This is a genomic window from Undibacterium sp. Di27W (assembly GCF_049340345.1).
Classification (GTDB): Bacteria; Pseudomonadota; Gammaproteobacteria; order Burkholderiales; family Burkholderiaceae_D; genus Undibacterium.
In genome coordinates this window covers 1-26526 of the sequence record NZ_JBMPOS010000030.1, presented here as the reverse complement: position 1 = coordinate 26526, position 26526 = coordinate 1, and the positions used below count along the sequence as shown (strand labels likewise).

The window sequence follows — 26526 nt, the reverse complement described above, 5'->3', positions numbered from 1 at the left end:
AGTAATGCCACGTCAATCACTCCTGCTCCCTACTCATCAAGATAAGTAGGATTGTGTGCTAAACGTGGGTCAATTTTAGATGCAATTTATCCAGCAAAGTGGGTCAATTTTCAGTGCAAATCAACACCACTTCGATAGATACCATTTCTGGCTCACCAGTGCGTTTGCTAGCTGAATTGTTTGCGGTAGGTTAAGGGGCATCCAGATACCGCCTATCAACTATGGCAGATAGTCAGTAATAATTCTGATATCTCATCATTTAATGTCTTTTAAATAATTATTTCATCAATAATACTGCTATAGCAGATTTATAAGCCAAGATTGTGCGGTCGTGTGTGTGAAATTACATTTAAGCTTTTCCGCTCAGATCAGCAGCAGTACTTTGTTTGCGGCTGAAGACGATTTATACAAAGACAAAGCCCAGGCGATGCGCGGCGGTCCGTTCAATCGATGGGCAGAAATAACTGTCAAATAACCTGCTTGCCAAAAACCTTGTAAAAACAGAGGCCTTTTGTTCGAACGACGGATCCGAAGGATAGGCAAGTCTCACATCTCTCAATTACACCAAATAGCGCGAATAAATGCGCTTGGTTATTTTCGATCGAATCAGAACTTGTATAAGATCTATTTGGCTCATTAGCTAAATCGGAAGAACATTAGCTAGAAAAATTCTGCGGATGTTAAGTCAGTAATGGCACCGCTATAATAGTCAAATCGCTCTACTTAGACCTTTACTAGACCACATAAAACAATACCGCACCAAAATGGCAAATGCTTCCGCCAAGCACGAACAAGTGCCAAACTCCGTGTCCGTGACGCCATTTGTGATCTGTGGCATAAAACGCGATGCCGCCAGTGTAAAGCGCACCGCCTGCTGCCAGCCACCAGAAGCCGTCCATTGTGAGCGCATTGATGAGCGGCTTCGCAGCGATAACGCCAACCCAACCCATCACAACATAAATTAGCAACGAGATTAGCCGTGCTCCTTTGGCATACCACAATTCTTGCAGGACTCCAGCAATGGCAAGTCCCCAAACCACGCCGAACAGTGACCATCCCCACGTCCCGCTTAGGCTGATCAGCGTAAATGGAGTATAGGTACCAGCAATTAGCAAATAGATCGCGCAATGGTCGAGCCGACGTAATACGTCTTTTGCTGGCCCTTGGGAGCTGTGATACAGCGCAGATGTAAAATACAGGGCAAATAACGTGGCAGCGTAAATGCTAAAACTAACAATCTTCCAATAGTCACCACTGCGCACTGCTATCGTGACCAGCGCTACGCCGCCCACTGCCGCCAGCACAGCACCTACCGCGTGCGTAATGCTGTTGAAGCGCTCTCCATAATACATGCGTACCTTCCTACAAATTTCTCACTATTGAAACCTTCGGCCCGGCAATTGTATTTTACAAAGCCGCGTTACCCACTTCCTGGCCAAGACTGCTACATGCTACCCGCAAGTCTGTTGGATGACGCTGATTTCAGCACATCAGCCTTCAGCGCTGGCATCGGTGGACTTTAAATTTGCCAGTAGCACTTGCAATGGCCCAAAACTAATTGGCTTTACCAAATGCACATCAAAGCCAGAATCTGCGCTCGACTTGTAGTCACTTGGGCGGCCATATCCGGTAACAGCGATCAAAAATAACTTTCCAGATATCTTCTGACGCAACTTGACTGCCAGTTCATGACCATTCATCGTCGGCAGTCCAATATCAAGTAATGCCACCTCAGGCGTAAAAGTCGATGCCACTTCCAGCGCAGCGAAGCCGTCATAAGCCAGAATGACGTCATGTCCCCAACTGCGGAGCAATTCAGCTACGGTATTTGCCGCGTCAGCATTGTCATCCACCACCAGGATGCGGCGCGCTTGGAAGGTGACCGTATTCTCCTCGTCAACGGTGTCGCCGCTACTCTCAGCGACGGGTGAAGTAGAGATAGGCAATCGCATTGTGAAAATGGTTCCTGTGCCTGAGCCGTTACTGTGTCCAACCACTGTTCCGCCATGAGCTTCGGTGATTTGTCTGACCAGACTCAGGCCAATGCCAAGCCCGCCTTCCGCTCGCGTGCGTGTCATATCGGACTGAACAAATAAATCAAAAATATGTGGCAAGATATTTGCGTCGATCCCGACGCCGTTGTCGCTGACTGAAATCACCGCCTCGCGGTGGTCGACGCTGAGCGCAATCTCTATGTAGCCACCATGGTCAGTATATTTCCCCGCATTATTGAGCAGATTTCCAATCGCCTGTTCCAGACGCGTGGCATCGCCCATCACAACGACTTCAGTCGGAGGCACCAACGCGGTGAGATGATGCCCGCGAGATTCCATATACGGCGCAATTGTACTAATTACCTGGGATATAGCCTCGTTGAGATTCACTGGATGCTGCTCAAAGAACATTTTTCCGCGCGTAATACGTGAAACGTCCATCAGATCATTGATTAATCTGGCCAAAGTGCTCACCTGGCGATCAATCAAAGCAAGCGGTCGATGCAGGTTCTCGTCACTTATTTTCATTGTCAGCAACTGGACCGCATTGCGGATCGGCGCCAGCGGGTTACGCAACTCATGCGCCAATAGTGCAATGAATTCGTCTTTGCGGTGGTCGTCGCTGCGGAGACGAGTCAATCGTTCATCGCTGACAGTGACGTCCTCAAAAGCCAGTAATAATCGCGCGGATCGGTTATCCATCGCGGGAACTTTTCTGGCATTGACCATCATGACTTTTACGCCCACGCCGGGAAAATCATGCTCCACGCGATAAGAGGTGATCGGGCTATTGCCCAACACGACCTGGTCCAGCAACTTGCGTAGTTCTGGAGAGTTCCATTGTCCGTCCCCCAGATCCACAAGCCGACGATTGAGGGTATCGCTTGGATTCGTTAAAAACACGTCGTAGAACGCATGATTTGCCCGATGGATGATTAATCCTTGATCCAGAACGACTAAAGGGTGGGCCACTGTATCGATCACTGATTCAGCGTAACTGGCGTTAAAGTCGGCGAGTTTTCGGGCGCGTGCCAATTCCGTGTTCATCACACTGAGCTCACGGGTACGACTCATCAATTCTTCGTTCGCGGTCGTCAGTTCCTCATTAGAAGCCTGCAACTCTTCTCTTGCAATGACGAGTTCCTCATTTCCGCTCAGAAATTCTTCATTCGCTGACTGCAACTCCTCTTGCGCTGATCGCGATTCCTCAAGTGCCGCCTCATACGCTTCATTCGTCGCCTGTAGATAATCCCGCATACTATCGAGTTCTATCTCCAACTGACGAATGCGGATATCTTTCTCAGTTTCTGGGATTTCAGGTCGCCCCTCAGGTTTAGTGGGGCGCACGTTTGCATCAAACAAAATCAAGCAAAAGCCGGTTTTGGTTGACGGTTCACGTAAGGGTATTAGCTCTACGGTACCTTCCCGCATGCCGTTCAACGTTTCTATCCGCAGGTCGTCTTTAAAAACTGCACGCCCCGACGCCTGGACTTCATTGAGCAAGGGCACCAACTGCATCAAAATGCCGGGATGCGCAACCCGATGCAGATTCAGACTTGCAGTGCCGCTGGCATGTTCCAGATAAGGACTGGTTTGCCCGCGAAACTGCACAATGTTCATGCGATCATCGACCAGAATGCTCGCTGGCGAGAATCGAGACAGAAGTAGCCCGTCAGCTTTGCGCTGTACTTGAGTATGGTCCAGCGATAAGGGTGGCGAGGAGTCCACCACGGGACTTGTACGCTTGTCCACCGTCGATCCACCTAATACCAAGTCCAGTGAGCCACGGGTGGGCATGGCGCGCTGATACAGCATGCGCTGATGGCTGTCGGCCCGCTTGAAAAATTGGCCTTCCTCATCCGCATTCTCCGCTGGTCCAAGGATTAAGAAGCCATCCGGCTTCAAACCGTAATGGAAGTGTTTCAACACGCGACGCTGCAAACCGGAATCAAGGTAGATCAGTAAATTGCAGCAGCTGATGACATCCATTCGCGAGAAAGGTGGATCGAGTGCCACATTTTGGCGCGCAAATACACACAGTTCGCGTACCTGCTTAGCAACACGATAGCGCCTGTTTTCGTGCACGAAGAAACGTTGCAACCGAGCGGCGGACACGCGATCGGAAATGCTTTCCGGATAAGAGCCATGTCGAGCTTGCTCAATTGCCGCTTCATTGAGATCGGTACCGAAAATCTGAATGGTGACATCTTGCGCATTTTCACCTAAATATTCCAGTAGGCTGATTGCGAGCGAATATACTTCCTCACCGGTTGCGCACGCCGGTACCCATATCCGTACTGGGTCGCCATGATTCCGCTCTTTCAGCAACATTGGAAATACAGTTTCGGATAGTGCGGTGTAAATGGAATCTTCTCGGAAGAACGTGGTAACGCGAATCAGCAAATCGTCGTACAGCGCGGCTAATTCGACGGGGTTATCCTTCAACACCTTTAAATAAGAATGAACGTCAGTTTCGTTCACCAGCGCCATGCGGCGCTGCAGGCGGCGTTGTATGGTATTGGGTTTGTATTGCGTGAAGTCAGCCTGATAAACGCTTCTGATGAGATCAAAGATTTTCACCATGGTGCTGTGGGGAGACGTATCCTCATTACCTGTGTTATCTTCCAGCTTCACAAAGTAGGGATGCCGCGCCATCCGTGCGAGCTCGGCAGCAATGTCTGCCGGACGCATGACTAGATCAACACAGCCGGTATCTATCGCCGCCTGAGGCATTCCGGGGAATGCCGCGCTGGCTGGCGTTTGCACCAGCGTGACTCCTGCGGCTTCCCTGATTTTCTTGACACCCTCAGCGCCATCGCTACCAGTACCCGACAAGACTATACCTACCGCAGCGCCTGGCCGCTGCTCAGCAAGGGATTCGAACAATATGTCGATAGGCAAGTGCTTCACCCTTAACAGCGAACGGGGCTGCAGGTGCAGCTGATTACCAACCAAAGTCAGTGCGGTGTCTGGTGGGATAACGTATATGTGGTTAGGCTTAAGCACCTGTTCACCAGCAGTTTCGACCGTCAGTGACGTGCGCTTGGCGAGAATTTCCGGGAGCAGACTTTCATGTCGCGGGTCCAAATGCGAAACGACTAGATACGCTAGCCCCAGTTGGTCATCCAATGCCTCGACTAACTGGCCTATTGCTTCCAAACCGCCTGCTGACGCTCCTATTCCCACGACGGACACAATATTGTTATTGCAAAGCATTTTATCCATCATAAAGAAATTGAAGTGGTGGTCAAGGGTCAGTGCTAAAGCCAAGCTTAGTATCTTACCTTAAAATGTCAAAATATTAGGTTTTACAGCCTATCAGCACAGCGCAAAAATGTTCCAGAAGGCTGCGATCTTGATTCCACGTTGCTGCGCCCGATAACGGATACCATTAAGCCCCGCGTATTGGCGGTATTGAGATGTGCGCTTACTCCACACCCATCCTGGATTTGTACCTCTCAACAGCGAGATCAAAGCGTTTGATGGAGTCATTTACGAGCGCAGCTTAGAATTTGGTACCCTTAGATTATTAATATTCAGGGGGCTGATGTATGCAGGAAAGCTACCTTACCCACTGTAGGAATTTGCGCCTCGCTAGACATAGATCGATGCTTTTTCCAGCTTAATTATAGTTAACTAATTAACAATAAACGACCATCACTTTTATATAAACTCAACAGTTCTTTTGCGAATATTGATGGCTGAAAAACTTCCCATTACTGGAACAATTGAAGTGACACGTTTATAGATAAAATATGCAGTGATCCGTGCTACTGACAGGTGGTGTTAGAATGCGCGCATACGCCATAGCTGTTTATCTGATTTACATCAGGCTCCCTAATTGGAGTGGCTCATAGCAACTGAATGTGCTTTACAGTTTTGTTATTGAATCGACTCTTTATGGAGTAGGCATGACATTGGCAACAGATCAAAGCTCGGCAGCGGGTGACCTTTCCACGATTTCCCTGCAATTCATCTCCATTCGCGAAGCAGTGATGGCGCGTTGGGAACAGGAAATCAGAGCGCGGGTTCTCGGTGCTAGCAGCTTGCTTGGGCCAGTATTAATCAATACGCTTCCGGCTTTCTACGACAATATTGCTGAAGCCTTAAGTCCAGACTATCCTCGCAATGATGCGACCAGCAATAACAATGCTGCTTCCGTTCATGGCGGTGAGCGAGCACGCATGACCTTGTATGGTCCCGATCAGGTAATACACGAATACCAGATCTTCAGGGAGATAATTGCTATCGTCGCGAAAGGACGCGTTGATCTCACTGAGCACCACTGGACAATTATCGATCAGTCTATCAACACCGCTACCCGGGAAGCCATCCGGGCTTTCACAGCCAACCATGAGATATTGCGCGGCAAGTTGGCCGCTGCTCTTTCGCACGATATGCGCACGCCCCTGGCAGTCATTGCTAATGGGGCTCAACTGATCAGTATGAGTACTGACATGGAAGTAGCCAAGAAAACTTCCTCTAAAATCGCCTCTAACGCCAAGCGCTTAGGTGCCATGATGGGTGAATTGGTGGACGCGCTTACTCTACAAGGCAACACCAGTTTAACGCTTGACCTCTCGCAATTCGACATCAGTGAATTGACTAGCGAAGTATGCGACCAATATTTTCAAAACTTTGATTGCAATATTGGATGTGAAACGAATGAAGCGGTCATTGGATATTGGTGTAAGGATTCATTACGCAGAGCTTTGGAAAACCTGATTAACAATGCGATCAAATATGGCGACAATAAGACAGTCAGTACCAGAGTTCACCAGGCCCACGGTAGATTAATGCTGAGCGTCCACAATATGGGCAACCCCATTCCAAAAGAAATGCACAACAACATCTTTGATTATTTACGTCGTGAAGATAATGTTTCTACCTCCCCCAGTTGGGGTATTGGCTTGCATTTTGTAAAGACTGTAGCGGAAAGTCACGGTGGGAGTGTTTTGGTTGATAGCTCTGAGCAGCTAGGGACGACCTTTCTTATAGATGTCCCTGTCGACTGTCGTCCATTTGTACCGTAATCCTGACGAGCCATGGCTGCAGTGGGAACTTACCTGGAAAAATGAACTTATAAACATTGTAGAGAATTGCAGTGGAGCAGTGGAGATATGGCCCTGCGTGATCAATATGCAACTTTTCGAGCAATTTAACACGGTAATGAAAGTTATCTATATCTTCAATCACTTACAGGGTACTTTTTTCAATCCTCAGTCGTAGTGGAAAAAACTTGGTTCTGCAATATTATCTTTTTAGTTTATTGTCGTAACAAATGCAGGTGAACAGGTGTTATTTTTGCCAGAGGCAGTGTTATCAAGAAGTGCAAATAAATTGATGAAAGTTTTCACTGGCGTCACATAGGCGTGACAAATTCGCGCAAGAAAGTCCTCACCATTTTTTCAGGGAATTCAACCGTAATTTGCTCGCCCTCGACTGCCAGTACCGTGCCGATATTAAATTTCTTCAGCCTTACTTGCGCACCAATCTTTATGCCATCATCTATATTTGCCAAACAAACGGGAGTGTCTACATGCCTATGGCTGTCTGGCATGAGCGCTGGCGGTGACAGGCAATTGTCGCATTGGCAGCAGGATTGGAAATCGTGGCCGTCTTCAAAGTAGTCAAGCAAGATTTTCCATCGACAATAGCCGCTCTGTGCATAAGCCACCATTTTTTCCAGCGCAAGACGGCTATTTTCCTGTTTTTTCTGATAAGTATCACTAAGTGCAGAAAAGACATCTGATGATGGCTGCCCAGGTTTGATGACATAGTTTAACCTGCGGTCTTGCCGTAACAAGCCGCCATCCTTAAGCAGTTTAAGACTGATCTTCAATTTTCCCACCGGCATATCAGTTACTTTTTTCTTGATGTCGTCAAATGCCAAGGCTAGCTTGCATTCCGGCTTCTGCTGCAAGATATGCAATTGTTCAGCGAGTTGTTGTAATTCGTGCGACGTAGGATAATTCTTCGTCAAGAAGAATTGCTGCACACGTTTATCATCTTGAAAATAGAGCAAAGTACAGTCTGCAGGCAAGCCATCGCGCCCGGCACGGCCAGACTCCTGGTAATAGCTTTCCAAACTGCCAGGTACCTGTAAATGAATAACAAAACGGATATCGCTTTTATCTATACCCATGCCGAAAGCATTTGTCGCTACCATTAAACGGCAACCTCCATTCATAAACAGCTCCTGGTTTTCTTTCCGTTCTCTTGCGGGCAGTTTGCCATGGTAGCAAGTCACACTTTCATCCGTTTTATGCAGGTATTCAAGTAACTCATTGACAGCCTTGACAGTTGTGCCATAGATAATCCCAGCGCCGCTATTACCCCGGATCAAATCCATTACCACGGAATATTTTTCTTCTTCATTGGTTACCTGTAAAACACGATAGCGCAAATTCTTGCGGTAGATACCGGTATTGATGACCTGAGCGCATGTCAGCTCAAGCTGCTTTTCTATGTCGGCGACAATGTCTTCGGTTGCCGTTGCTGTCAGCGCCAGGACGGGTGGCCGATGTAAACTACGGATAGCGGCAGCAAGCTCAAGATAGGCAGGCCGAAAATCATGGCCCCATTGTGAAATGCAATGTGCCTCATCAATAACGACCAGTGCAATCTTGATTTTTTCCAGTACTTGCAAAAAATCATGCGACGTCAGACGTTCAGGAGTACAAAAAATGATCTTGCTATTGCCATTGATGATGTCATCTAGCCCAGCCTGTTCTTCCGCTTGGGTAAGGCTGCTATTAAACTGACTGGCATGAACGCCGAGTTCCGCCAGTTTTTCCAATTGGTCCTTCATCAGCGAAATCAGAGGCGATACAACGATGCTTGCCCCATCCAGAACCGCCGCAGGTAGCTGGTAGCAAAGTGACTTCCCACTACCTGTCGGCATGATAGCCACGGTGTCCTTGCCGGCCAGTACGCTCTCAATCACTTCTTGCTGGCCATTACGGAATTGTGCAATACCAAATACATGGTGGAGTAAATTGTTAACCAGTTTTTTACGCTGGGCCAGTGGTTTCGTAGATAGAGTTTGCATTGGGCACTTTGATCGTAAAAAGGGTTATCGAACTGGTTTGAAATTCAGTTTTTTCATACCTACAGTTAATGATCTGGACGAAGCTAAATAATCTTTCCAAGGTTCATTGCCTGCGTCCAAACGGTCATGTATTGTGTTTACAGTCCAGTGATTACCACCGCGTAATTCGTCCAGCTCATCCCAAGCAACAGGCACGGATATGCCGAGACCCGGTCTGGCGCGAGCCGACCACGCGCACGCTGTGGTTGCGCCCAGACCATTACGCAAGTAATCGATAAATATTTTCCCTACACGGTTTTTTGGACCGCTTTTGGCAACAAACCGCTCCGGTATAGTGTTTGCCATATGGGTGACTATGCGATGCGAAAAATCCTTGACCGTATCCCAGTCATAGCGTCTTTTAATTGGCACGACCAGATGCAGACCCTTGCCCCCACTGGTCTTCAGAAAGGGGAGCAGATCCAGTTCAAGCAACATGGCTTGCATGAGACTGGCTGCTTCCTGCACGGCCTTCCATTTCACACCTTCGCCAGGATCAAGGTCAAAGATCATGCGATCAGGTTTGCCAAAGGATGCGGCCTGTGCATTCATGGTATGTATTTCCAGGGTATTCCATTGCGCTGAATAAAGCAGCCCTTCAGCTTTCTTGATTACCAGCAGGCCGGGATGCCCTGGCAGCAAATTGTCTCGCGTCTGGCTGACACCTGGCAGCCTGCGGGTGTCAGCATGTTTCTGGAAAAATAGTTCGCCACCTACACCAGCAGGTGCACGTACCAGTGCCAGGGGCCGGTCTTTCAGGTGTTCCATCATCAAGGGCGCGGTCAGGGCGTAATAGCGCACCAGTTGCAACTTGGTCGCGCCGGTTTCTTTATCGATAATGCGTTCAGGATGGGTGATCTTGAAATCTGCGGGCAGGCTTTCATGAACATCCATATTGACTGCGGCTTTGCTGGCCAGTTCTTTCTCCGGCTTTTTTGCATTCCTGATTTTTTGCCATTTGCTGGTAGTTACTTTTTCGGTAATTACTTTTTCTGTGACTGCAGTTTCACCCGGCTTCACGGCCTGCTCGCGAACGATGGTGCTGGTGGGCTTGTCTGTTCTCAGCCCCTGGAACACTGCATGGCGGATATGCCCGGCTTTAGTCCATTCACCAAAGCTGACTTCGGCTACCAGTTCTGGTGTAGTCCAGTGTGTCTTGCGATCTATGCCAGTGTCGGCTGCAAAAGGGCGCTGTTCAGTAAGCAGGGCATCAAGCTGCTTGCGCAAGGCCTTAAGGCCCTTGTCATTGAAACCAGTACCGACATTCCCTGCATAGCGTAACTTGCTGGTTTTTCCAGTTCCCTCATAAACGCCGAGCAATAACGAACCTATGCCTATGCGCGAACCCTGCGGCTCGGTAAAGCCTCCAATCACAAATTCCTGGCGTTGCGCGCATTTGAGCTTGATCCAGTCATCGCTGCGACGCGATCCATAGGTAGATGACTTACGCTTGCCTATGACGCCTTCCAGGCCCATCTGGCAAGCTGCAGCCACGATCTCTCCGGGGGCATGATCAAACACACTGCTCAAGCGTACCAGTTCCGATGCCTGTCTTTGCAGGATGCGCGCCAGCACTTGTTGTCTCTCCCATAGCGGAACTTCGCGCAAATCATATCCGGCGCAATATGGTAAATCAAAGATGAAGTAACTGATGTCCCTGGTATTGCTTTCATCAAAAGCCAGTTGCAGGGCGCCAAAATCCGGCTTGCCATCTTGATTGAGCACCACGATTTCTCCGTCGTACCAGCCGTCAGGCAGTTTCATACGCAATAATTCTTTGTGCAGGCGTGGCAGTTTATGCGTCCAGTCATTCTGGTTGCGGGTGAATAACTGTATCTCCCCATTTTCTACGCGGCTCAGCAAGCGGTATCCGTCAAACTTGAGTTCAAACAACCAGTCAGACGTATCACCGGGTGGGCTGGTGACCAGGGTCGCGAGTTGCGGTTTTAAGTCGGCAGGCAATACCGCCTTTGTCGCCAGTTCAGGTGGCCCGCTGGCAGTATTGCTTTCATTATCGCTTGCTTCAGTTTCACTGCCATCCATGGCTGGCATATCCAGGCCCCTGACGCTGTCAGCCTGCTCATCGACAACGCTGAATTCACTGGCAAGGCGAGCAAAATCATCTTTCTCCTTAATCAGTAGCCAGGCATCTTGTTTGCCTTTGGCATTATGCATTTTTATCAATGCCCATTTGCCATGCAGCTTGTGGCCAAATAATTCAAACTTCAAATTGCCTTCTGCGTAGCCCTTAATTGGATCACCCAATGGCTTCCAGTAACCCTTGTCCCAGACAATGACCTTGCCCGCTCCGTACTGTTGGGCCGGTATCGTGCCTTCAAAATCGTTATAGGAAATGGGATGATCTTCAACATGAATAGCCATGCGTTTATCATGGTTATCAAAGCTGGGGCCACGGGGCACGGCCCAGCTTTTCATGCTGCCATCAAGTTCTATGCGAAAGTCATAATGCAGACGAGTAGCCCAGTGCTTCTGAATAACAAAGGCTCTTGCCTTTTCATTCGGCACGCCACCTTCAGCCGGTTCTGAAGTGATCGAAAAATTGCGCTTGGCTTTATATGTATGCAGTGCATCTGGTTTTGCCATGATGAGCTTCTCCGGTGGAAATCCGCAGATCAAAAAGATAAACAGAGATTAGATATTGATCATCAAGGGCGCTATCAGCCAGGCGTCTGCAACTGTGTAGGAACAAGCCTTGCGATTCCTACAAGTCTTGTGTTGATCTTCCTACATACAAGTGTGTGACTGGTGGCTACGCTTACAAATCACGGATACTTACTTACCAGGATGCCGTGTAGCATCAAAATTCCGTCATATTATTTACCAGGAGAAAACAATGACAAACCGCATAGGCAACAAGGACGAAGCGCAACATCGCGGCAAACAGGAAAAGCGGGAAATAAAGCGCACCAACATCGCAGCAGAGGCAGAAAAGAAGCTGGCCGCCAAAGCAAAATACCGTAACGCAGTGAAGGGCCAGCCTGCGCCTTAACAGTCACAGGTTTTCTGCAAGCATTAAATCATCTGATCAAGAGGCTTATCATGACGGACAATCTGCAAAATCGTGGCCCTCGAGATGCTTCCCGGGTTAACGTCAGTGAACCCTGGGACGTAGCTTACTGGACCAGGAAATTTGACTGTACCAAGGATGAACTGGTCAACGCAGTGCAAGAAGTGGGCACCAGTGCAGTCGCAGTGGAAAAACAGTTGAAGCACTGAGCATGACAACAGTCCGGCAGCGCAGCGCCGGACTGTCACAGTTAGGCTTATGCCGCACTACGCCGCTTCGCGGAAGAAGCCTTAGTTTTAATTGGCGCCTTAGTGGTAAGAGCAGGAGGTTTGCCAGATGCAATTTTGCGTGATCTGCTTGCAGATGCTGTGGTTTCCTCTTTCGTCTTTGCTATGGTCTTGGTTTTGCCGGTATTCCCGGCACTGGCTTTTTTACCTATGGGAGTAGGCTTGCCAGCTTTTTCCCCAGCTTTCACAGTTTTCTTGGCCGGTACTTTCTTGCCCAGGCTTTGCTGCAGCAAACCGACCAAATCATACACTTGTGCACTGCGTGGTTGCTCTTCTGATTCAGTTTCTGGCATGGTGAGTGTCCTGGTTTGTCTGGCTTTGACTTTTTTCCTGACCAGCGCCAGGATATCGTCGCGATAGGTGTCTTTGTATTGTGCTGGATTCCAGGCCTCAGTCATACCTTCGACCAGTGACATCGCCATGGCGACTTCCTTGTCGGAAACGCCAACTGCCTTGTCAGTCTTAGCGGGTAATTTCAATTCATCGGTATCGCGTATTTCATCGCTGTATCGCAAGGTATTGAGCACGATGACTTTATCTATTGTCAGCAAGGCACACAAGTGTTGTTTGCTACGGATGACAATTTCGGCAATTGCTATCCTACCTGCTTTACGCAGGGTTTCACGTAATAAGGCGTAGACCTTGTCACCACCACGCCCGGGCACGAGAAAATAGGGTTGCTCATAGAAAGTCAGCGGTACATCAGCTGCATCGACAAAGGCCTGGATGTCTATGGTTTGTGTAGCCTTGACATTCGCCCGTTTCAGGTCTTCCTCAGATAAGACCACAAATTCATCCGGTTTGTATTCATAGCCTTTAACGATATCTTCCCATTTCACTTCTTTGCCGGTGCTTTTGTTATAGCGCCGAAAGCCTATCGGGGAAAAATCGCGTTTGTCCAGCATGGTCAAATCAAGCGCATTATCGCTGACGGCCGAGTGCAACTCGACCGGTATATGTACCAGACCAAAGCTAATAGCGCCACTCCAGAGCGTATGTGCCATGCTAATTCTCCGCTGAATGATTGATGGCCTGTAAAAAAAGCCGAGTTCAGTTTTTCATCATAGGCTGATCGAATACCAGTTGGTGTAGGTTAAAAACGATATTTTCGTAGGAAAACGTAGCAGATGCATGACAGTAGTCTCGCGCCTGAGTCCTACATGGTCATGCTGCACAAACTGACTTTATCGATGATTGCTGTCGCTTATCATCAGCTGACCTGTATCGCAGCAGCTAATGTTTCAGCTGCGCCCCCATTTCCCTAGATGAAAGCCGATGATGCCAACAGTAAACACTTCAGAGACTATCCCATCTGAGGAAAACAGTGATTCCGTCCTGGCAAAATTGGGACCCGGTCTGATTACCGGTGCTGCCGATGATGATCCCAGCGGCATTGCTACCTATTCGCAGGCGGGTGCCCAGTTCGGATTTAACATGTTATGGACAATTTTGCTGACATATCCGCTAATGTGCGGGATACAAATCGTCAGTGCGCGCATAGGCAGAGTCAGCGGTCATGGTCTGGCGACCAACATCGCGCGACACTATCCCAAGCCCCTGTTATATTTCATCGTCGGTGCCTTGTTGGTCGCCAATTGCATCAATATCGGGGCGGACCTGGCCGCCATGGGTGAAGCAAGCAAGTTGTTGATAGGGGGCCAGGCAAAATGGTATGCCATCATCTTTGGTGTAGTGTCCATCTTGTTGCAAGTATTCATTCCCTATCAGCAGTATGTGCGTGTACTGAAATGGTTAACGCTGGCTTTGCTGGCGTATGTGGCGACGGTATTTGTGGTGCATATACCATGGACAGAAGTAGTGCTCAGCACCGTCGTACCAAAGCTGTCAATGAAGCCCGAATACATCACCACCGTCGTCGCTGTATTTGGCACGACCATCAGCCCTTATCTTTTTTTCTGGCAGGCTTCGCAAGAAGTGGAGGAACTGCGTGCCAAGCCTGAAGAAACGGCACTGTTGAAAGCACCCGCACAGGCCGTCAGAAGCATGAAAAGAATCAATATCGACACATTTATCGGCATGGGCTTTTCCAATATGGTGGCCTTTTTTATCATGTTGACAACCGCAGTAACCTTGCATATGCATGGGCAAACTGATATTCAATCTTCTGCGCAGGCTGCCGAGGCTCTCAAACCCATTGCTGGACAATTTGCTTTCCTGTTATTTAGCCTTGGCATCATCGGTACTGGTTTGCTGGCGATTCCAGTGCTGGCGGGCTCTTCCGCCTATGCGATTGCCGGTAGCTTTAAATGGAAAAACAGCCTCGAACACAAGCCCGGCAAAGCCAGGGAATTTTATGGGGTGATTGCGATTTCCACCGTCATAGGCGTCATCTTAAGTCTTAGTAAATTTGATCCCATCAAGGCACTGTTCTGGAGTGCGGTCATCAATGGCATTATCTCTGTCCCCGTCATGATCATCATGATGCTCATGGCTGCAAAACCCGAAGTCATGGGACAGTTTGTCATTTCACGTAGACTAAAAGCATTGGGCTGGCTTGCCACAGCAATGATGGCCATTGTAGTTATTGCCATGTTCTTTACGTTTTGATTTTTTTCACCTGGCAAGCAACTTGTCTGACAAGGGGAGATCCTCCAGTCTGATAGTGATAACCAGGTACTTTGATTAAAATATGATCTTAGCTACTATACATAGGAGATCGACATGGTCATTACAAAAAGTGTGGGTAAGGGCATTTTGAGAGCGACCGTTCAACTCACAACGACTGAGTATGGCAATGGCTGGACCCTGGGAGTTGAAGCCAATGGCATATTGCTGCATCATCCCGACGCTGACTTGTACGTGACAGAGCAAGAAGCCTTAATTGCGGCCGAAAAATTAATTGATGCAGCTTTACCGAAAATGCATTGAAAATTTTAGTTTCAACCATGCTCGTTTAAATACTTCATGTCCAGCAAGTTGATTTCTGCACTTCGCTGTGCTTGGCTGCTTTAGCATTATAGGTAGTTGCAAGCGCGAAGAGATTTTTTAACGATACGTTATGAGGCATGAAGGAAGGTAATGTATATTTTCGCGAAAAGAATGCATGCCAAGACATATAAAATCTTCCACCACTTTATTTTCAAATGCGAATAGGCTACGTTAAGAGTAAGCGTGCCCTGTATGGTAAATTCGCTTACTCTTACACAGCACGGATTTGAGGCGACAACAAAGTCAGTTTGCGCACGAACACATTAATATCAAGGCTAGCTCTGGCTTAAATATAAGTGAAAATCCTAAGGGGTGACATCTTCCCCAGTAATTTCCAAGTTCCACCGTCCTGCTTAATTGTTCTCGTTTTTCAAAACACCTCGTGTATTCATCGCCATCAGACATAGTTGCAAGCTAATGAGTGCATAAGCGTGGTCTGCCCAACCCCAGATAATCCATAGCACGTTGCTCAACAAAAATAGCCAAAAACCTGCCTTGCGTTTTTTGACTGAGCGCGAAGCAACGCACCAGGATGCAATGACCGTCACTGCCATAGCGGGCCATTGAATCAAATCACACAAGGCAGACCAGTCGATATTCATTTTTGTCAAATGAAAACTGCGAGGTTGTTATTAATCAGGCGTCAGAACAACTTTGCGGCAATCCTGTTCTTTCTTGTCGAATATCTTGTAAGCCTCGGCCGCCTCACTTAATTTCATCCGGTGCGTAATAATGACATCGGGGCGAAGTTTACCTTCTTCTATAAAGCCCAACAATTCCGGCATGAGTTTTTGTACATGTGTCTGGCCCATGCGTATCGTCAATCCCTTGTCGAAGGCATCGCCAAACAAGAACCCATGGATAAAGCCGCTATAGACGCCAGGAACACTGACAACACCACCGCGGCGCACGGCAGCAATACACTGACGCAAGGCACTACCGCTGCTGGATTCAATCTTGAGACCAGTCAGCACTGTTTCCAGCGCACTGCCTTTTGCCTCAAAACCGACAGCATCAATTACGGCATCGACACCACGACCTTGTGTATCGCCGATAATAAATTCAGCAGCGTCAGTATCATCAAAATTGATGGGGACAATGCCATAGGTTTCTCTGGCAAACTCAAGACGGTATGCATGGTGGTCTATCATGTATATTTTTGATGCCCCCTTCATGCGAGCGCAAGCTGCAGCCATCAGGCCAACCGGGCCAGCGCCAAAGATGGCCAGCGTAGAACCCGGCTTTACTTCAGCATTCAATACTGCCTGGTAACCTGTAGGTAAAATATCGCTGAGGAACAAAACCTGTTCGTCGGCCAGCGATGATGGTACAACCAGCGGGCCAACATTGGCTTTAGGCACACGTACGAATTCTGCCTGGCCGCCAGGGATACCACCATACATATGGCTGAAACCAAACAGTGCCGCAGGTGGCTTGATGTGCTTGCTATTCAAGAGGCCGCCTTCACCTGTATTGGTAGTTTCGCACGCGGAAAACTGTTGTTGTGCACAAAAGAAGCAACTGCCACAAGCGATGACGAAAGGGATCACGACGCGGTCACCCTTTTTGATGTTTTGCACGCCGGAGCCAGTTTCTTCAACAATCCCCATAAACTCATGGCCCAAAATATCGCCATGTTTCAACTGCGGTACTTTGCCGCGATACAAATGCAGGTCAGAACCGCAGATCGCTGTCGCAGTGACACGCAGGATAAGGTCATCGCTTTCTTGCAAAACTGGATCTGGAACTGTATCTACCTGCACGTGGTGGCTGCCGTGGTAACTCAATGCTTTCATGGGTATCTCCGTTGGATGTAGAAAAAAGCTGCATGGTGATGCAGCTCTTCAAAATCAACAAAAGTTCAACAAAACTCAGGCGCCTAGTTGTTCTTTCAAATCTTCTTTGGCCTGCGCCATTTCATCGCCCAGACTATCTAGATCAAGATCGGTTTTTTTGAGTTTAGGAAAAAGTTCGTTTTCTTCTTCATCCACATGGTGTTCAATTTGCTCGCTGAGCACTTTAACTTTGGCATCAAACATAGGATCGTCAGGCTTTGTTTCACCCAATTGCTTGATAAGGTCTTTAGCACCGTTATGTTCCACTTCCGCTTCATTGAGCAAATCATCTCCTTCTTCATCCAGGGCAGCACGTGCGGCGGGATAAAAGATGGTTTCTTCGACCTGCATATGGATCAACAAAGCAGCGCAAACCTTGCGTGCTATCTCAAATTTTTCTTCTGTTTTTTCAGCGTCTTTTGCTTTTTCATATTGGGCGAATAAATCTTCGGCCTCACGATGATCTGCTTCCAATAAACTGATGGCGTCCTGGTGGGCTGGTTTCGACATGGCTTTCTCCTGTTGGGCGATGGCTGAATGATTAAAATGGTCGTTTAGTTTTTATTGCGACCAGACACGAGAATAAGCGGTGAACTTGTTTAATACTGTCAGTGGAGCTGATGAATGAGCGTAGGTGAGGACGCTGAGTCGTGTAGGAGAGGTTTTCTATACGCTCTATTGATATAACTATGCTTAATTGAACTACTTAATTGAACTACTAATCACCAGCTGATAAAAAGGGCACCGTTCACAGGTACCCTTCGATATGCATTTTCGTTACCGAAAATTCTGCTGCCAATTAGCGGCTTTTAGAATGGCTGTCTGATTTCGAGCCAGAATCTGATTTTGAACCAGAACCCGAATGAGAACTTGAAGAAGAGCCAGATTTTGAATCACCCTTGTCCGAAGTGCGTGCAGACTTACTGTCCGATTTACTGTCATCGTCTTTATCATCATTCTTGTGGCTTTGCTGCCCAGCTTTTACATGCTGCTCATGCGTGCCACCCTGGGTGCCGGTATGGGCACCGTTGGACGATCCTGATTTAGTGTCAGCTTTTGAATCAGATGGAGAGTCTGATTTGGAATCTGAAGATGAAGCAGATTTTGAATTGCTACCGGAAGAAGCATTACCGGATTTGCTATCAGCCTTATTGGCTGATTTACTGTCACCAGAATCTTTATCGTCATTTTTGTGACTTTGCTGTCCAGCTTTCACGTGCTGTTCATGCGTGCCGCCCTGAGTTCCTGTTGAGCCAGACGACTTTGAAGAGCCAGAAGAACCTTCATTTTTGCTTGTAGAATTTGTTGACATTGTATTTCTCCAGTAGTGCCACTGATTGCGGGGTAGCGTGGGTGACACATATCGATTGCTGGTTTGTTTAACCAGTGATGGCATCGTAAAATGTATGACTCGTCAACACAGTCAGCAAATACGCTTACAGGACGTAGGTCTGCAAGCCAATAATCAATTTTTTAACAAAGAAAATACAAAATCTGATGCACATCCGGATAGGATTTTTTTTTGAATCGGAATAAATTGAATCTAGGAATTTGCAAAAAAAACGCCATAAAAACCCGAAAGGTTTGTGAAAAATATGGATTGATGTAAGTAGGAATAAAACGATTTTCAATAAACCGCTGTAAAATAAACTGGCACGGTTTAGCCGCTTGCTGTTACAAAATATTGCAAGCTTCATAGCTTCACGCCAGCTTTTTCGTGTTACATCCTCTGACTGAAAATATCCTCAGCGTATGCGTACTGCTTCAACCAATGCTTCAAAGTCAGCCGGTTTCACCAAATGATAATCAAAGCCTGCTTCACTGGTTTTGATACGGTCTTGCGGTGAACCGTACCCAGTATGTGCCACCAAACGCGTAGTTGCAAATTCAGGCTTGGCTCTGAGGATACGCGCCAGTTCATAGCCGTCGGTGTCGGGCAATCCGATATCGAGTAGTATCACTTCGGGCAAATGTGTCAGCGCCAATTTGATTGCAGTCGGTGCATTGGTCGCTGTGTAGACTGTATGTCCAATTGCTTCCAGCAAGGCAGCCATTATCTCGACAGAGTCAATATTATCGTCCACCAGCAGTATGCGCGTATGCTCAGTTGAGGCACTCTCCAGGACCACTGCTTCACCAGTAAGACTTACTTGCGCATCTGCCTCAAATATCTTGTCCAGCACAGGCAAGTGGATGGTGAAGACTGAACCCTGGTCGATGCCAGCACTGTCAGCAGTCAGATTGCCACCATGCATCCAGATCAGATTGGATACCAGCGAAAGGCCGATGCCCAGCCCTTCATGCAAACTGTCCGGCGCATGTTCACCTTGTGCAAACATGGAGAAAATACGCGGTAAATTATAAGGAGTAATTCCAATACCATTATCGCGTACGCTGATACTGACCTGCTTTTCAGTCAGTTTCACCACCAGCTCTATCGCCCCGCCTATATTGGTGAACTTAGCCGCGTTATGTAGCAGGTTACCAACAGCCTGGGCCAACCTGGTAGGGTCGCCACTCAACCAGATTGGCTGGGTCGGTGGGTGGAATGCAAAAGTATGCTGGCGCTTTTCCATGGCTGGGGCAATGGTTTCCACCGCGGCAGACAGCACTGCATTGAGTTCCACTTCCTGCATTCTGAGGGTTAACTTACCTTCCGAGATGCGTGCTACGTCCAGCAAGTCATCTACCAGATGGGTCAAGTGATCGAGTTGTCGTGAAATGATGTGACGGGCACTCTCCTGCTTTGCAAGATCGTCCGTTTGTGACATCAACAGCACCGCATTGCGGATAGGACTTAAGGGATTACGAAGTTCATGCGCCAGCGTCGCCAGGAAGTTGTTTTTATTCGCATCGGCCTTGTGCAGCAAGCCTTCCATCTCTTTGCGTACCGATATGTCGCTGGTGATACGGGCAATCCGGTAAGGAACATCGTCTGAGTCGGGTACCAGGAATGCACGGTCACGCACCCAACGTATACTTCCTTTTGGCCGGACCAACCTGTACTCGTATTCATAGGCTTGGTTATGCCATAATCCATCCCACCTTGCCAAAGCCTCGACCCGGTCTTCTGGATGTATGCTGTCCATCCAGTCTTTGGGGTTTTCTTGCAAAGCGGCATTTGGCCTTCCCCAGAAAGATTCATAGCCCTGGCTCACATACAGCAATTCTGAATTGTCCAATGAAAACATCCAGAAGACATCATCGATATTGTCGGTAAGCTGGCGAAAGCGTTCATCGCTATTACGCAAATCTGCTTGCGTCTGCCTGAGGCGCAGCAAGGCATTGACGTTGGAAATCAGTTCGTCAGCTTCGATAGGAGCTGCTAGATAATTGTCAGCCCCGCCATCCAGCCCGCGAATTTTATCGTCGCGACCAGTCAATGCTGCAGAAGTCTGCAATACCAAAATACTGGCTGTGCGCAGTTCTTCCTTGATGCGTCTGCATACTTCTATACCGTTGATATCGGGCAGTTTGACATCCAGCAATACCAGCGCCGGCAATACCTTGCTGACCAGTGTCAGTGCGTCGGTACCGTTGGCTGCCTCGACGACATTAAATCCTGCGTTTTTTAAAATACGCGTCTTGAAGTAACGTGCGCCATCATTGTCGTCAACGTTCAAGATCGTGATGGTATTGTTTTTCATGGCAGTTAAACCTTCTGCTGTAGCCGAAAAGTGATCAAGCGTTAGTCTGGGTGAATGAACCCTGAAATTCGCGTGGGATGCTCAGATAAAATGCCGATCCTTTACCTACTTCAGACTTCACATCCACTTCGCCACCGAGAAGCCTGGCTAATTTAAGGCATAGGGGCAATCCCAGGCCTGTGCCTTTTACCCGCCTCTGTAACTGATGTTCAATCTGGCTGAATTCTTCAAAAATCAGAGGCAGGTTATCCTGGCTGATTCCTATCCCGGTATCTTCTACCAAAAACTTGACCGAAGCTTCGTCAGCCTCTGCCAGCGAGATGGTGATGCTGCCCGCTTCAGTGAACTTTAATGCGTTTGAGATGAAGTTACGTAACACTTGCGATATTTTTCCTTCATCTGACATCAGTATCTGCGGAGTTGCAGGCGGCACGAAAATCAACTCAACATCAGGGCTTTGTGCCAAGGGGCGCATGACGCCTTTCAAACCACCAAAAAGGTGACTGACATCGATCGGTGCGATTTGCATCTCAACCTTGCCTGCTTCTATTTTAGCCAGGTCCAGAAGGTCATTGACGAGCTCAGACAAATCAGTTGCGGCTTTCGCGATAAACATAACTTGTCGCTCCTGCTCTTCTGTCAGTTCGCCATCCATACGGTCCAGCAGCAAAGTGGCCAGGGCACGGATAGAGCTGAGTGGCGTGCGCAATTCATGGCTGGTGTTCGACAAAAACCGCGACTTCATTTCATCGGCTCTTCTCAGGCGCTCAGCTTTTTCTTCAATTTCGGCATACAGTGCCACTACGCCGCGGTTGGTATCTTCCAGTTCGTGTGTCAATTCAAGCAGGTCATCCTGACGGGCGCGCAATTCTGCCAGTGTGGCCACCAACTCCTGGTTTTGCAACTGCATTTCTGAATAAGTATTTTGCACTGGCGTATTGGCAAGATGCTCGCTTATCCTGTTCAAGCCTGACATATCCACCCGCTGCTGCGTCGACATGGACTTTAACAAAGTGACCATGACCTCATGGTCCGTGCCTTTTTCAACCGTACACTCATCCATCAGGCGATGAGCCGTGATGATGGCCTGGTCAAACTGCTTAACCTGGGAGAATGAATCTGACGATAGTCCTTGAACTGGCACCTGCTTACCCTTGCCCTCCCACATGCGCAAGGCAACATTCAGTTGCTGCGTCTTACCACTTTCACTGAGAGAAAACACCGCTCTGCCACCAGAAGAATTACTGATAGCGCAACGTGCCACTTCTGACACCGCTGTCGCAATACGGACCTGATCTTGTGCGCTGAATTTGAGAGAGGCAGATATTTGTCGGGCACGCTGGCGCACCAGCACGACATCTTGCTCTGTATCAATACCAACCTGGAGTATGCGGATCTGTGTCATCGTGCTTATTGAGCTTATTTAGCCCGTTGAATTATTAATCATGCCGTTGCCGGTGTGCGCAGCACCAAAACAGTCGCGTCATCCCGCCCCCTTGAAAAATCCCTGAGTAGCAGTGCTGCAATGATGGCGGGGTGACAATGAGCTAACCCGGGGTGCTTATCAAGATCCCACTGGGTGTTGACGCCGTCAGAATGCATGATGATCAGTGTGTACGCAGGACATGGGATATTAAACTCCTGCACCTTGCGCACATTATGGCCAACAATGCCATTGTGGGACACCAGTTGTTTGGACTGATCATCATTGACGATGCAGGCACTGATATTACCAACTCCCGCAAAGACCAACTCTTGCGCAACGGGGTCAAGCACAGCCACTGCCAATGCCGCCCCACGCGTAGGGCGCAATGCCAGGTGACAGGCATTGATCTGATCAGTAACACGCCTGCCTGGTTGCTGGGCAACCGCATCAATAGCTTCTTTAGCTGCTTTGGCCGCGTCGGGTCCATGGCCAAGGCCATCTGCCATCATCAAAGTAATCTGGCGGCGCTGGAACGACAATGCCCAACCATCACCACATTCAGTCTCACTCGCCAAGGGCACGCACACAGCGCCAAACTGCGGCAAATCAAAGGACACGACATCGCGCCAGAGGCGGCAAAAGAAAATCGATCCATTACCTGGCGGAGTATAAGCATCGAATTCCGTCGTTAGCCTGCGTATGGCACCCAGTCCCGTGCCAGCTGTTCCCGTACTCGACACGCCATCGCGCAATGCATTGGCCAGGTTGATGATGCCTGGGCCTTCATCAATCGCCAGGGCTTCTATGCCGACATTGTTATCGGCATGAATTTGCGTTAATAGCAGCCGCCCACCGTTTGCGTGCTTGAGCATATTGGTGGCGAGCTCGGTAATGATGATGGCCAGTTCGCCGCATTTCACGTCGTTTAATTTAATATCTCCTGCCAGGCGCTGGCCGCTACGGCGGGCTGCAGCGATATCGCTGGCATGCTGGATGCTGGTCCACTCGTGCGGCACTAAAGAGTGCGTTATTTTTTCCATTTAGTAATTGACACAGCTGTGCCTTCTCCTACACGCGTATCAATCTCAAAATCATCTACCAGGCGCTTTGCACCACTTAATCCTAAACCCAAACCGCCTCCTGTTGTATAGCCGTCTGTCAGGGCGAGGGACAAATCTGCGATACCCGGTCCATCATCACCAAATACCAGCCTCACCCCATCACGCACGCCATCATATAATTTCATGCACACGACCATGCCGCCGCCGCCATACTTGATGGTATTGCGGGCGAGTTCACTGGCCGCGGTCACCACTTTGGTCTGCTCAACCAAACTTAATTTGATGTCAATGGCATATTCCCTCACCAGTTTGCGAACAGCCACCACATGCTCATCGCTATTCAATGGCAAGCGCTGACTGTTGATCACATATGTGTCTTGTGCAGTTAATAACGGTGAGTGATTTTGAATAGTAACTTCAAATTGGGTGGAACCAGTCATCACTGAAAGCTCTTCCCTAAAAGGACCATGCCTTTTTCAACATTCAGGGCCGTTTTTACACCGGGTAGATTGAGACCCAACTCGACAAGAGTAATAGCCACGGCAGGCTGCATGCCAACCAGCACGGTTTGAGCATCCAACACACGCGCCATCGCAGCGGTATTGCTGATCATTCTGCCGATAAAAGAATCAACCAAGTCCAGGGCAGAAATATCAATCAGCACGCCTTTGGCACCATCACTTACGATACGCTCAGTCAAGTCATCCTGCAGTGTCATCGCCAGTCTGTCGTGCATATCTACCTGGATAGTAACCAGCAACAAGTTACCAATGCGAAGAATGGGAATACGTTCCATCAAACCCTCACTATGCGCGAACAACGGAAGCGCCCACACGGGCGAGAGCGACGACAAAGGCATCTGCCAGCGTGGCTTTGGTAACCACATCTTCAAGGTTGACGCCCAGATGTACGATGGTCTGCGCGATTTGTGGGCGTATGCCACTGATAATGCAATCGGCACCCATCAAGCGTGCTGCGGCTATGGTTTTCATCAGATGCTGGGCTACCAGGGTATCCACAGTTGGAACGCCAGTAATATCAATGATGGCGATTGCTGCGCCTGTATCGACAATTTTTTGCAGCAGACTTTCCATCACTACTTGCGTACGCGCACTGTCTAGCGTACCGATCAGCGGCAGCGCCAGCACGTCCTGCCACAGCTTGACGACAGGTGTGGACAGCTCCAGCAGTTCTTGCTGTTGCCTCACAATGATCTGGTCGCGGGCTTTTTGGAAAATTTCGATAGTAAAAAGGCCCAGTTTATCCAATAAGGTACTTACGCGCCACAGTGCATCGGAGAGTAATTCCGGTTCGGCAGCAAGATTATCGCGTAATACCGCAAATAAAGACTGCTTGAGGGAAAACACGAAGGTCGCAGTGTCACTTGGTGTGGAACCCTGCTTTGCACGTTCACCAGATATTTCTGCGAGTAGATTGCGTGCTTCATCCCAAGCCCGACCATCAATATCATCAAAACCGCCATTTAAGGTCGCTGCTGGCAATAGTTTAAGCAATTGTGAAGAATGGCGGCTCAATTGCTCAATGGTTTTTGGGTCTGTGCGAATGACGTGTTTTTGCAATTGTGTCAGCCAGTCTGACTGAATTGCTGCCTCATTTTGCTTAATAAGATCGCTAATCCGGTTTGCGTTTTCATTAGTAGTCATCGTTGCCCTTAGAATTTTCTGGTTCAAAACTTTTGTTAAAGTCATGACATAGCAAATAAAAGCCAGTCATGATAAATAAGAAACGCTTAGAGTACACTAAATTGATTGTTGGAGAATTTAATTCTTACTTGTTGCGATTTTGGGGATTTCACTAGATGTAACCAGTTTCACTCGGGCCCATCTTGCCTACAAACGGAACCTCGGTGAATTACGCAACAGGTGGATCTGTTTCCCGATTGAAATAACGATGTGCAGCAAGTTGCCGTTTAAAGAGCTCCAAAGCGTTGGCATCAGCACGATTATCTACCCTAAGAACCGCGGCATCAGGTGCCCCATCTGGCAATGCACCGGGTATGCCTGCAGCATCTAACACTTGCACTGCAGAGCCAAAGGCCAGAATAGGTTTGCAGTGACGATGTTGCAGTCGCACGAACTCCAAGGCGAGGGCATTTTTTGCTAAGTTCTCTGCGGTATCATCTCCAGCCAGAAGAATGACTCCGTCGTACAAAACTGATGGGCCAGTTTCGAACGTGATTTCAACGTTAAGCTCTTCGCCATTCATCGCCAGAAGCTTACCTAAAGTATTGCTGACTATGCGGGGAACTGCGCCATCATTGAGCAATGCCCTGTAAATAACTCTGGCTGCGACTGCATCAACACCGTGTGCTGCAAGCAAGGCTATGCGCCTGGTCTTGATACCAGTGATGCCAGGGCGTGCCAACAAGGACAACGCAGGAGATGGATCATAGTCCTGTACCGGTGCGTCGGACACGGGAGGCATCGGTGCGGGCACTTCTATCCCGAGGCCATCAGCAACACCTGCGCACAGAATAGGATCAACGTTGGCCAACAGGGATACCACTCGCTGGCGCACTGCTGGTGTTTGAACACGGGTCAATTCAAAGCGGAAAGCGTTGACGATGTGGGCTTGCTCTACAGGCGTCTGGCTGATCCAGAATAATCTGGCTTGCGCAAAATGCTCTGCGAATTTCTCCGGTTTACCACGAACCTTGTCATCAGCAATTGTTTGTGGAAAGCTGGTAAATCCTGCTCGGCCCGCTTGGAAAGGGCAACCACCTGCCAGGGAATTGGGCTCGTAAGCAACTTTACCCCTGTGTACTGCCTGGCGGTGCATGCCATCACGCTGATTATTGTGAACTTGGACGACGGGCGAATTGACAGGGATTTCATGGAAATTCGGCCCGCCAAGACGGCTGATTTGTGTATCCAGATAAGAGTGGATACGCCCTTGCAGCAGCGGATCATTCGAGAAATCGATACCAGGGACAATATGCGCCGTACAAAAGGCAACCTGCTCGGTCTCGGCGAAGAAATTGTCAGGGTTACGGTTCAGCGTCATTTTCCCGAGCGGCATGATAGGAACAAACTCTTCCGGCACAAGTTTGGTTGGGTCAAGGACATCAAAGTCAAAGGCGTCTGCCTGTTCTTCGGTAAATACCTGCACGCCGAGTTCATATTCAGGAAATGCACCTGCTTCAATTGCTTCCCATAAATCGCGGCGGTGAAAGTCAGGGTCTGCGCCTG

At 48.7% G+C, this 26526-nt stretch carries 20 protein-coding genes; 5 read left to right on the top strand and 15 right to left on the bottom strand.

Going from position 1 to position 26526, the window contains the following annotated elements; genetic code table 11:
- Positions 1-734: 734 nt before the first annotated feature.
- Together trhA and ACO0LF_RS30255 are read right to left on the bottom strand one after the other, a co-directional pair.
- Positions 735-1352: a PAQR family membrane homeostasis protein TrhA gene (gene trhA, locus ACO0LF_RS30260; protein ID WP_423020951.1), complete on the bottom strand. Its 618-nt coding sequence runs from the start codon at positions 1350-1352 to the stop codon at positions 735-737.
- Between the two features lie 138 nt (positions 1353-1490).
- Positions 1491-5264, bottom strand: a complete 3774-nt coding sequence (locus ACO0LF_RS30255) for a chemotaxis protein CheB (protein WP_423020949.1) — start codon at positions 5262-5264, stop codon at positions 1491-1493.
- A 641-nt stretch (positions 5265-5905) separates the two neighbouring features.
- Here ACO0LF_RS30255 and ACO0LF_RS30250 point away from each other — a divergent pair.
- Positions 5906-7027 carry a sensor histidine kinase gene (locus ACO0LF_RS30250; RefSeq protein ID WP_423020947.1) on the top strand — a complete coding sequence of 374 codons (1122 nt, stop codon included), beginning with the start codon at positions 5906-5908 and terminating at the stop codon, positions 7025-7027.
- 329 nt (positions 7028-7356) lie between these two features.
- On the opposite strand, the gene ACO0LF_RS30245 is transcribed toward ACO0LF_RS30250, so the two are convergent.
- Together ACO0LF_RS30245 and ligD are read right to left on the bottom strand one after the other, a co-directional pair.
- A complete protein-coding gene (locus ACO0LF_RS30245) occupies positions 7357-9045 on the bottom strand; it encodes a RecQ family ATP-dependent DNA helicase (protein ID WP_423020945.1) in 1689 nt (562 codons plus the stop codon).
- 24 nt (positions 9046-9069) lie between these two features.
- On the bottom strand, positions 9070-11688 hold the full coding sequence (gene ligD, locus ACO0LF_RS30240) for a DNA ligase D (protein ID WP_423020943.1): 2619 nt from the start codon (positions 11686-11688) through the stop codon (positions 9070-9072).
- Positions 11689-11938: 250 nt separating this feature from the next.
- On the opposite strand from ligD, the gene ACO0LF_RS30235 reads away from it, so the two are divergent.
- Positions 11939-12094 (top strand): hypothetical protein, encoded by a 156-nt coding sequence (locus ACO0LF_RS30235; RefSeq protein WP_423020941.1) that lies wholly within the window; start codon positions 11939-11941, stop codon positions 12092-12094.
- 50 nt (positions 12095-12144) lie between these two features.
- Positions 12145-12321 (top strand): DUF3606 domain-containing protein, encoded by a 177-nt coding sequence (locus tag ACO0LF_RS30230; RefSeq protein WP_423020939.1) that lies wholly within the window; start codon positions 12145-12147, stop codon positions 12319-12321.
- 47 nt (positions 12322-12368) lie between these two features.
- Here the strand turns inward: ACO0LF_RS30230 and ACO0LF_RS30225 are convergent, their stop codons facing one another.
- On the bottom strand, positions 12369-13403 hold the full coding sequence (locus ACO0LF_RS30225) for a Ku protein (RefSeq protein WP_423020937.1): 1035 nt from the start codon (positions 13401-13403) through the stop codon (positions 12369-12371).
- A 271-nt stretch (positions 13404-13674) separates the two neighbouring features.
- On the opposite strand from ACO0LF_RS30225, the gene ACO0LF_RS30220 reads away from it, so the two are divergent.
- Both ACO0LF_RS30220 and ACO0LF_RS30215 read left to right on the top strand, forming a co-directional pair.
- On the top strand, positions 13675-14967 hold the full coding sequence (locus ACO0LF_RS30220; protein ID WP_423020935.1) for an Nramp family divalent metal transporter: 1293 nt from the start codon (positions 13675-13677) through the stop codon (positions 14965-14967).
- A 114-nt stretch (positions 14968-15081) separates the two neighbouring features.
- Positions 15082-15288 (top strand): hypothetical protein, encoded by a 207-nt coding sequence (locus ACO0LF_RS30215; protein ID WP_423020933.1) that lies wholly within the window; start codon positions 15082-15084, stop codon positions 15286-15288.
- A gap of 692 nt (positions 15289-15980) precedes the next feature.
- Here ACO0LF_RS30215 and ACO0LF_RS30210 read toward each other — a convergent pair.
- The 10 genes from ACO0LF_RS30210 to ACO0LF_RS30165 form a co-directional block, all read right to left on the bottom strand.
- A complete protein-coding gene (locus ACO0LF_RS30210) occupies positions 15981-17144 on the bottom strand; it encodes a zinc-dependent alcohol dehydrogenase (RefSeq protein WP_423020931.1) in 1164 nt (387 codons plus the stop codon).
- A 75-nt stretch (positions 17145-17219) separates the two neighbouring features.
- A complete protein-coding gene (locus ACO0LF_RS30205) occupies positions 17220-17693 on the bottom strand; it encodes a hemerythrin domain-containing protein (protein WP_423020929.1) in 474 nt (157 codons plus the stop codon).
- A 289-nt stretch (positions 17694-17982) separates the two neighbouring features.
- Positions 17983-18495, bottom strand: a complete 513-nt coding sequence (locus ACO0LF_RS30200; RefSeq protein ID WP_423020927.1) for a hypothetical protein — start codon at positions 18493-18495, stop codon at positions 17983-17985.
- A 433-nt stretch (positions 18496-18928) separates the two neighbouring features.
- A complete protein-coding gene (locus ACO0LF_RS30195) occupies positions 18929-20830 on the bottom strand; it encodes a response regulator (RefSeq protein WP_423020925.1) in 1902 nt (633 codons plus the stop codon).
- Positions 20831-20864: 34 nt separating this feature from the next.
- A complete protein-coding gene (locus ACO0LF_RS30190; protein WP_423020923.1) occupies positions 20865-22235 on the bottom strand; it encodes a sensor histidine kinase in 1371 nt (456 codons plus the stop codon).
- 38 nt (positions 22236-22273) lie between these two features.
- Entirely contained in the window at positions 22274-23296 is a 1023-nt protein-coding gene (locus tag ACO0LF_RS30185) for a SpoIIE family protein phosphatase (protein WP_423020921.1), read from the bottom strand.
- Entirely contained in the window at positions 23284-23757 is a 474-nt protein-coding gene (locus tag ACO0LF_RS30180; RefSeq protein WP_423020919.1) for an ATP-binding protein, read from the bottom strand. The genes ACO0LF_RS30185 and ACO0LF_RS30180 overlap by 13 nt, the downstream gene beginning before the upstream one ends.
- Complete coding sequence (locus tag ACO0LF_RS30175; RefSeq protein WP_423020917.1) at positions 23757-24113, bottom strand: STAS domain-containing protein; 357 nt, start codon at positions 24111-24113, stop codon at positions 23757-23759. The genes ACO0LF_RS30180 and ACO0LF_RS30175 overlap by 1 nt, the downstream gene beginning before the upstream one ends.
- A 10-nt stretch (positions 24114-24123) precedes the next feature.
- A complete protein-coding gene (locus ACO0LF_RS30170; RefSeq protein WP_423020915.1) occupies positions 24124-24981 on the bottom strand; it encodes an STAS domain-containing protein in 858 nt (285 codons plus the stop codon).
- A gap of 208 nt (positions 24982-25189) precedes the next feature.
- The coding region (locus ACO0LF_RS30165) for a catalase (protein WP_423020913.1) at positions 25190-26526 on the bottom strand (1337 nt) is incomplete at its 5' end.